Annotated in this window: 11 protein-coding genes; 9 read left to right on the top strand and 2 right to left on the bottom strand. The window is 52.1% G+C overall.

What is annotated here, in order from left to right:
- Together PG898_RS20895 and PG898_RS20890 are read right to left on the bottom strand one after the other, a co-directional pair.
- On the bottom strand, window positions 1-248 hold a 248-nt coding region (locus tag PG898_RS20895; RefSeq protein WP_270824983.1), incomplete at its 3' end, for a hypothetical protein.
- Window positions 249-380: 132 nt separating this feature from the next.
- The gene (locus tag PG898_RS20890) at window positions 381-854 is read right to left on the bottom strand and encodes a helix-turn-helix domain-containing protein (protein ID WP_270824982.1); all 474 of its coding nucleotides are present in this window, start codon (window positions 852-854) and stop codon (window positions 381-383) included.
- Between the two features lie 48 nt (window positions 855-902).
- Between PG898_RS20890 and PG898_RS20885 the strand changes: the two genes are divergently transcribed.
- The 9 genes from PG898_RS20885 to PG898_RS20845 all read left to right on the top strand — a co-directional run bounded on the left by PG898_RS20885 (window position 903) and on the right by PG898_RS20845 (window position 7,347).
- Window positions 903-1,154, top strand: a complete 252-nt coding sequence (locus tag PG898_RS20885; protein ID WP_270824981.1) for a hypothetical protein — start codon at window positions 903-905, stop codon at window positions 1,152-1,154.
- Window positions 1,141-2,610, top strand: coding sequence for a replication initiation factor domain-containing protein (locus tag PG898_RS20880; protein ID WP_270824980.1), 1,470 nt, complete (start codon window positions 1,141-1,143; stop codon window positions 2,608-2,610). Before PG898_RS20885 ends, PG898_RS20880 begins: the two co-directional genes overlap by 14 nt.
- A gap of 27 nt (window positions 2,611-2,637) precedes the next feature.
- On the top strand, window positions 2,638-2,958 hold the full coding sequence (locus PG898_RS20875) for a hypothetical protein (protein WP_270824979.1): 321 nt from the start codon (window positions 2,638-2,640) through the stop codon (window positions 2,956-2,958).
- A 299-nt stretch (window positions 2,959-3,257) separates the two neighbouring features.
- Window positions 3,258-3,470 (top strand): Flexible pilin, encoded by a 213-nt coding sequence (locus PG898_RS20870; RefSeq protein WP_270824978.1) that lies wholly within the window; start codon window positions 3,258-3,260, stop codon window positions 3,468-3,470.
- A gap of 192 nt (window positions 3,471-3,662) precedes the next feature.
- Window positions 3,663-4,859, top strand: coding sequence for a hypothetical protein (locus tag PG898_RS20865; protein ID WP_270824977.1), 1,197 nt, complete (start codon window positions 3,663-3,665; stop codon window positions 4,857-4,859).
- A 3-nt stretch (window positions 4,860-4,862) separates the two neighbouring features.
- On the top strand, window positions 4,863-5,177 hold the full coding sequence (locus tag PG898_RS20860) for a DUF2523 family protein (RefSeq protein WP_069784785.1): 315 nt from the start codon (window positions 4,863-4,865) through the stop codon (window positions 5,175-5,177).
- A 3-nt stretch (window positions 5,178-5,180) separates the two neighbouring features.
- Window positions 5,181-6,383 carry a zonular occludens toxin family protein gene (locus PG898_RS20855; protein WP_270824976.1) on the top strand — a complete coding sequence of 401 codons (1,203 nt, stop codon included), beginning with the start codon at window positions 5,181-5,183 and terminating at the stop codon, window positions 6,381-6,383.
- A gap of 81 nt (window positions 6,384-6,464) precedes the next feature.
- Window positions 6,465-6,704: a hypothetical protein gene (locus PG898_RS20850; protein ID WP_270824975.1), complete on the top strand. Its 240-nt coding sequence runs from the start codon at window positions 6,465-6,467 to the stop codon at window positions 6,702-6,704.
- A 445-nt stretch (window positions 6,705-7,149) separates the two neighbouring features.
- Window positions 7,150-7,347, top strand: coding sequence for a hypothetical protein (locus PG898_RS20845; protein WP_270824984.1), 198 nt, complete (start codon window positions 7,150-7,152; stop codon window positions 7,345-7,347).
- The last annotated feature ends 126 nt before the right edge of the window (window positions 7,348-7,473 follow it).

The raw sequence follows: 7,473 nt of genomic DNA, 5'->3' as shown, positions 1-7,473 counted from the left end.
ATCGGCTCAAACATGAAGAAATGAAATGACTGAGTCAGCCGAGAAGAATTTCCCCGCTTATTCGCACCTTCCTTAGCAAGCCAATACTCTTTGAAGTACATAATATTGGTTAATGTGCTGATCTGGTAGTTAACGGACTTCTGATGCAACTGTTCAATGCAAAACTTCAGTGACAAGAATGTAGGCTGCATGACCTCAGTGTCGAAGAGGCAGGCTCTCTCATCATCAATCTTCATCACCTTATACATGTATTCATTCCATGTGTAGACATTACATGCTATGTACAAACTAGGTCATAGACATTACGAAAGCAAAGTCTGGAAATGGAAAAAGTGATGACTTCTTCCATGTTACTGATTCCATTGAGTTTGTTGGTTATCCTACAAACATGACATGTAGAAGATCACTGATGGATTGGATTTAACATAATATACATTATGCGCGGTTAGGTCAGGCCCGTTCACAGGAGACAGAAACACAGCAACCGTAAGGGCTACAGCCGTGCCTGCACCTTTCGAGTACTTCGCCAGGATGTCGTACCAAGCCTGTTTTAGCTCGGGATCGGTGGCCCTGACCGCCGCCATGCTTAACAGCACTTCGCTGACGTCCAAGCCAGCTTCTTCAGCCATCTTTTTTGCAGTCGCATCAGTGAGTTGTGACTTTCCTTTGTTCACTGCTGAGATATACGAGGTGGTAAATCCCAGGTCTGCGGCGACTTCCTGGAATTGGCTGTACTTTTTGGCCCTCATGTAGGCCATAAGCAGCGTTTTAGAGTCCATGTTTTTGTCTCCTGAGTGGTTAGACAATCGTCCCATCATACCGACTTTGGCGAAAAACAGCTTGTTTCCATTCAACTCGCCACATGGTTGAATGAGTCAACCAACCATTTGATTGCGTGACCCATGACCCACTCTAGCCCACAAAACCAGGATCTGCCCGCGCTCATCGAGCGCAAGGTCTATTGGCAGGCAGAGCCGACTGGCGATTACTCCGCCTGCATCGCGGGTCAGGTCGAGATGTTCCGCGATCTGCATGAGCTGCGGGTCTACCTGTCGATGACGTACCCCGACACCGTGTTTGACCTGGTAGAGGTCACCGAGGAGACGTGGCGCGACTTCTATGACCAGGGAGTGTTCTTCGATGACTGGTCATAGCTCCGTGATGCCGATAAATAGGGTTATCGGCGCCAAAACCCTGATCGACTATCTGTCCTTTACCTGGGCGCCGGACGAACTGCGCCGGATGACCGACTTGGCCAAGCAAGGCGCACTGCTCAAAGCCATCCCGCGGTTCGACACTGCCAACAAGGCTATCCAGGCGGCCTTTGCTGCCCCTGCGGTGGAAGGCTTGCGCTACCTGTGGAAGCGTCCGGTTGGCTTCGCTCCCCTCGCCCGCTTTGACAAGGTGACTGAGCGCTTGTGTGAGAAAGCCTCGCCCAAGCCCCTGGCCGTGAAAGCCCCCTCCCCTGTGCTCACGCCGTCCATGACCGAAATGATGGAGCAGGCCTTGCACTCTGGGTACAAGTCCCGCGCCGACATGCGCAAGGAACTCAAGTCCGTCTGCTCTGCCCTGCTGGAGTTCTCCGAGTTTGAGGTGGTCCAGGGTGCCAAATATTGGGAAGCCTATAACGACTTGATCGACTGCTACGGCGTTCAGTTCCTGGATGCCCTCTGTTGCAATGAGATCGAGCTGTGGCTCGAAGAGCTGAATACCCGCATCGGTGTCCCTATCCCCGAACCGCGCTTCACCATGCGCCCTCGCCGCTCCGGTCTGCATGGCTACGCCAATTCGGCTGACCTGCTGTGTGATGGCCTCCCCTGCGGCCTTATTGGCTGGGGTGCGGCGAACCATGGTTGCATGGTGAGTTTTTCCGGCGTGGGTTGTGCGGCCCTGGACTTCCAGGCTTTGCACGATGTTATCTCTCACGTTCCTGGGGTGCGCATCACTCGGGTGGATCTCGCCCTGGACGATTACGGCGGCGAGCACATCACCTACCAGGGTGCCATTGCCGGCGCCGAAGCCGGCGAGTTCCATCCCCAGCGGGGCCGCGCGCCGTCCTGGATGAAGATTGAGTCGGGCGAGTTCGTGATCACCGAGCTGGCCAAGGGCATCGCCAAGCGTTTCGGCATGGTGCCGACCAAGGGCTGCTCCTTCTACGTGGGTAGCCGCATCAACGGTAAATGCGCTCGGGTATACGAAAAGGGAAAACAGATGCAGTCGGCAGAATACCCGAACTGGGTACGCGCCGAAGGCGAATTACACAATAAGGACAGGATTATTCCGCTGGACGTCCTGGTAAACCCAGACCCCTATTTTGCGGGGATGTATCCGCAGTTCGCCACATGGTTGGCGGCTGTTCAGCAATCGGAAATAACACCCGTCAGACTGACCACCTTTAAAAACAAGTTCAAAACGTCCAGGGACAACGCCGTATTTAATATGTCCAGGATGGCAGGCCGCCTTGTTAATTGGTTAGCCAATATTGAGGGGCTATCCCCTGACAAGATTGTTAACCAATTAACTGCGCACCTGGAAGAAACAGATATTCCGGCGCGATTAAGAATGCCGCTCCCTCCTGACCTGGACGAGCTGCCACTATTTTCGACCTAACTAAGGTTCTTCAACGAGGTAATAACTATGTCTATTCTGTCCGGTGTTCTGGTCACTCGCGTGACCCATGGCTATGGTGTTTCCCGCAAATCTGGTGCTCCGGTGCCTTATGACTTTGCCCAGGTGGAATACCTGGCACTGGCAAATAACGTCAACAAGCCGGAGTGCAATATCACCTCCTGGGGTTATGAGGTACGCCAATTGGCCCTGCGCAATGATGCCACCACGATTAAAGAGCTGGCCGACTGTCCGAAATTGGTGGCTGTGGATCTTGTCCTGGAAGCCGACCCCCAGAATCCGACCCGTAACGTTGTTGTTGGTTTCCAGCCCACTAAAAAGCCGCTGTAACCACCGCGCAACGAGGAGGAGGAGCGAGAGCGCGCAGCGAGCGACGACGAGGGCGCGATAATGCTTTGTCTAGATATTACCTCTGAGGGATATACCCGCCTTGCCGAGGGGGATGCCTGTAAATATGTGCTCCTGACTGTCCAGGAGCACACCAGATTAACGGATATATCCAACTGGTTTCAGTTGGATGTAACACAAATCGGAATTGCCTTTAGTTCAGGGATTGTTATCTGGGCTTTGGGTTTAAAACTGGGCGCAATTGCCCGTGTAATCGTAGGTGCAAAAAGAGGATAAACGAAATGTCTAATTTCTATCGTAATGGTTGTATCGCCCTGGTGGGTTCTGTTGCTGCTGTAAGTGCCAATGCCGCTGATGGTGGTATCGCTGCCGCTGCGGGTGCGGCCCTGGATGCGGCCCAGTCTGATGTGACTACCACCGCGCCCAAGGTCATGATGGTCGTGGCGACTGTCGTCGGTGTCGGTATCCTGATCGCGCTCATGCGCAAAGCCTAAGCCGTGTCCCTGCTAATCGGGACACTGTGGTTTCTGTTCTTTGTCGAAGGCTACAGATCATCGTTTTCGATATGACATAAGGCGGCTTCGGTCGCCTTTTTTATTGGGGGTCGTGTGAGAGTCCTTTATTTGCTGCTCCTGGTGCCGCTGGGGGCGTTTGCGAGTTGTCCGGCTGGCCTTAAGCTGTCCAACGTGCCGATTAGTACCGCGCTGCCCTATTGCGTGAAATGGGAGTCATCCACCCTGGGCGGCTGTCAGGTGGCGTGTCCTGGTGTCTGCGTCGAGTTTCCTAATGAAGGCACCAAGGGGCCTATCGAGACGACGGGGAGCGAATGCTCTTTGGGTGGTGGAACGGGTGGCGACGGTGGAACAGGTGGTGATGGTGGAACAGGTGGTGATGGTGGTGCCCCATATTATTACCCGTTTAAAAATCAGGTAAGTCCCATTGGTGTTGGTGGTCAATATCAAGAGGCTACTACCAGAGCGTTAAAACAGATTGACGAGGATATTCGTTGGTCTGCAATTAAATTCTATGAGCAGGGTGAGGCTTCGCTTGCCACATTTAAAACCTTTAGCCATGACTTGATGAAGGTTACGGATGCCTTGACTATTCAAAGTAATAGCGCTGAGGAATCGGGTAAGACCCAGTTCGCCATTTGGCAAACTCTCAGTCGAAGTGAGGATACATTGCTGCATTTAACGAATTGCGTGGTGAATCCACTTGCTAATAACTGCGGACATTTGGCTGGTTCGAGTGGTGGTGGTTCATCTGGTGATACCAAGGCCCTTGTATCTATGATGGGTAGCGCAATGGGAATGTGGGCGTCTACTCAAGGTAATACGTATTCAACCAATGATACTCTAGGTTATGTTAATCGAGAGTTGGGGGCGTTTAGGGATCAGTCAACAACAATAGCTCGTGAACAGCTTGGCTTGCAAAAGAATATCGCCGAGAATTTGTCTGATATTGAGGGCATATTGAGAGATTCGCATGCAGGGGGTGGTGAGGGTACGGGCTCTGAGATGGATTATTCGAAAATGCCAGGGGCGGCGGATAATCCTTTACATGTGGCTGGGTCAAATTACGAGTCTAATTTGTGCCAGGAAGGTGATAACTGTGCTTTTGACCTGGGCAAAATAAATAAACAGTATGATGACAAGAAAACCGAGTTGAAAGATAAATACGGGGCGATAAAGGATGAAGTCTCCCAGGTATTTAAATTCCAGTTTAGCGGCTCGGCATCGGCACCTAAATGCTTTGATATGTTCTCGTTGTTTGGCAAATCATATTCAGTTTGCCCAGAGGCTGATGGTTATTGGGAAACCCTGGCAGCCATCATGATGTTTATTTTCTACTTCATTGCCTTAATGATCGTTGCCAGGAGGTGATACATGGAATGGTTGGGTGATTTATTCAGTGGGTTGTTTAACGACATATATAATCTGGCTGTCCAGGTAACCGCCTGGATTTCGGTCAAATTGGCGATTCAGTGGGTTGAATTTAAGTTATTCATGTTGATGTTTTCCTGGGACGTTGCCAGGGAAATCCTGATTAATCTGCAATTCAGCGATCTAATTTCGCAGTCATTTAATAACCTGCCTGCTTCGGTGAGAGATATTTTGCTCTATCTGCATTTTGATAAAGGCCTGTCCGTTATTACCCAAGCGTTTGTGACGCGCTTCTTGCTTAATATGTTCGGGTGGTGATGCATGTCGATTAAAATCCATCATGGCGCTCCTGGTTCCTATAAATCCAGTGGGGCCATTCATACCGATGTGATCCCGGCCATCAAGGCGGGTCGCTACATCATCACCAACGTGCGGGGCTTCTCGGTTGAGCGTTGCCGTGAGGTGCTCGGCAAGGATGTGCCAGAGGGCTTTGAGGTGCTTTATGTCGAGACGGAATCCCAGGAGGGACGCGATCATCTGGCACGGTTCTACCACTGGGCGCCCAAGGGGGCTTTCTTCCTGGTCGATGAAGTGCAGCGGGTATTTCCGCCAGCATGGCGCCAGAGTGATTTAGACCGCCTCGATTATCCAGGTGGGCCGGATAAGGCCAAGGAAGATGGCCGACCTGAAACCATCGACGTGGCATTTGATATGCACCGTCACCATAACTGGGACTTTGTATTAACTACCCCGAACATCAAAAAGGTGCACCAGGTAATTAGGGCTGCGGCTGAAACGGCCATTCGTCATACCAATATGGCGATATTGGGCATTGGTGGCCGTTATAAGACCGTGCTTCACCTCTCCGATAATTCCGGCACATCCCTTTCTGATGTGCTGCAAGCAAAGCCATTTAATAAGGTGCCCAAATATGTTTTCAAGCTTTATGACTCGACTACAACCGGTAAGGTCTCGGATACAATCGCGGGTAGCTCGATGCTGCGAGATCCTAAAATTCTATTTCTTCTGGCGGTTTGGGGACTCTGTGTATTCTTTGGCTTCATCAAGCCTGAATATATTGATGCTCCTGCTAAGGCCTCTGCGCCCGCTTCTGCCACTGCTCCGGCTCCTGGGGCGGTGGGTGCTTCGCCCACTGCTGATGTACGTCCTGGTGGCGCTCCTGCTGCGTCTGCTGATGGCGTCCTTGCTGTAGGGCCGTTCGCTGGTTACCGCCTGATTATCAACTGCCATGTGCTGACCAAAAGTGATCGAGACGTCTACAACGTTGAATACTGCTTTGCGCTGCGCAAGGGCGACGACGAGCAAGCCATCTATGCCGAGGAGTGGCCGCAGTATTTCGTGGGCGTAAAGGCCATGACAGCGTGCCATGCGGTGATCCAGTACCAGGGGCAGCCTGTGGACGTATATTGCGACCCTGACGGGGATGCGCTGCGTAAGCGGGTCAATGCTGCCCTCTTCGCGGGTAGAGATAGTGAAAGTGCACCAGTCGATGACCGGACATAACATTTTCGGTGTCCGGGTATAAAAATAGTCACTGCGTTACGCGGTTTCTTATGTTAAATAGGACTGTTAAAAGGAGTTGATGTGCTTGGTATCGTTGTGGTTTTCATTGATATTGCCATTCTGCTCGCGATTGGGAGCCACCCTGATTACTCTGCCGAAGAGCGTTTGGCCTGCTTTGCCCTGGTAGCCCTGTTTTCACTGCCTCCCCTGCTCTGGCTGTTTGGGGGGCACCTCATGGCGTTGGAGGTCAAATGGCGACACCATTGCCGCGCTAAACGCCGTGCCCGTGCTGCTGCCGCGCGTCTCAAGGCTGGCAACTGAACACCAGGGGCGCCAGCCCCTATAAGCCGCCCTCTGCTGCTGATGAAGCCTCCAGGCGTCTCGCGGCGAAACACGCCCATCTTGCCCTGAGCCTGGGGCCACCCCCTTCCCTGCTAAACCCGTTTTTAATGCCCCAGTCAGAGCGACCAGCCGAAGGCTATGGGGCGCGTGTGGTGACTTCCTGGGCCTCCTGTCGCAGACAAGCTGCTCTCAAGGTCTTGTGCCGTCCTGGTGACTGACTGCCCCAGGGGATCCGGCTGTCCCCTGCCCCCCCGTGTAGTAATACGGGGGGAATTCATACACCGAAGCTGAACCTTGGGCACGTTCCTTTGAAAGTCTTGCCCGAAGGGCTGCTGTATCTTTCAATGCTTCAGAAGGTTGAAATATGAGCTGCCAGTACCCATATGCTTCCTGAGCATTCTGCTCTGAAACTTATGGAAATCTTATGATGGTTGACTCTGCTTTTTCTCATGCGCTCTTGAAGTTACAAGCAACTGCTGATCGCCTTGAAGCTGAATTGGAAGCTATGTATCTCCAGCCCCAGCCTTCGTTAGAGGATCTTCATGTAAAGACCAAAGAGTATATGAACGCCTACAAGGCCTTGAATGACTTTGCTTTGAAGGCTGTTTCTGCCCTCTCTTGATACCGATACAAAAAGGGGGCTTCTGCCCCCTCTCCTGTCTAGTTGATGCCTAGGGAAGGTGCGAACAAGTCCCTGATATGAGATCATGTTTGTCATCTGGAGCCATGAAAAAGGGTTCATCATGAG

Source organism: Aeromonas sp. QDB31 (genome assembly GCF_027707605.1).
Taxonomy (GTDB): Bacteria; Pseudomonadota; Gammaproteobacteria; order Enterobacterales; family Aeromonadaceae; genus Aeromonas; species Aeromonas media.
The sequence above is the reverse complement of the archived record's forward strand: the minus strand, read 5'-3'. Positions and strand labels throughout refer to the sequence as shown.

Coding starts and splice junctions, on each gene's coding strand:
- PG898_RS20885 (WP_270824981.1), top strand. CDS start 903: ATGACCCACTCTAGCCCACAAAACCAGGATCTGCCCGCGCTCATCGAG.
- PG898_RS20880 (WP_270824980.1), top strand. CDS start 1,141: ATGACTGGTCATAGCTCCGTGATGCCGATAAATAGGGTTATCGGCGCC.
- PG898_RS20875 (WP_270824979.1), top strand. CDS start 2,638: ATGTCTATTCTGTCCGGTGTTCTGGTCACTCGCGTGACCCATGGCTAT.
- PG898_RS20870 (WP_270824978.1), top strand. CDS start 3,258: ATGTCTAATTTCTATCGTAATGGTTGTATCGCCCTGGTGGGTTCTGTT.
- PG898_RS20860 (WP_069784785.1), top strand. CDS start 4,863: ATGGAATGGTTGGGTGATTTATTCAGTGGGTTGTTTAACGACATATAT.
- PG898_RS20855 (WP_270824976.1), top strand. CDS start 5,181: ATGTCGATTAAAATCCATCATGGCGCTCCTGGTTCCTATAAATCCAGT.
- PG898_RS20845 (WP_270824984.1), top strand. CDS start 7,150: ATGATGGTTGACTCTGCTTTTTCTCATGCGCTCTTGAAGTTACAAGCA.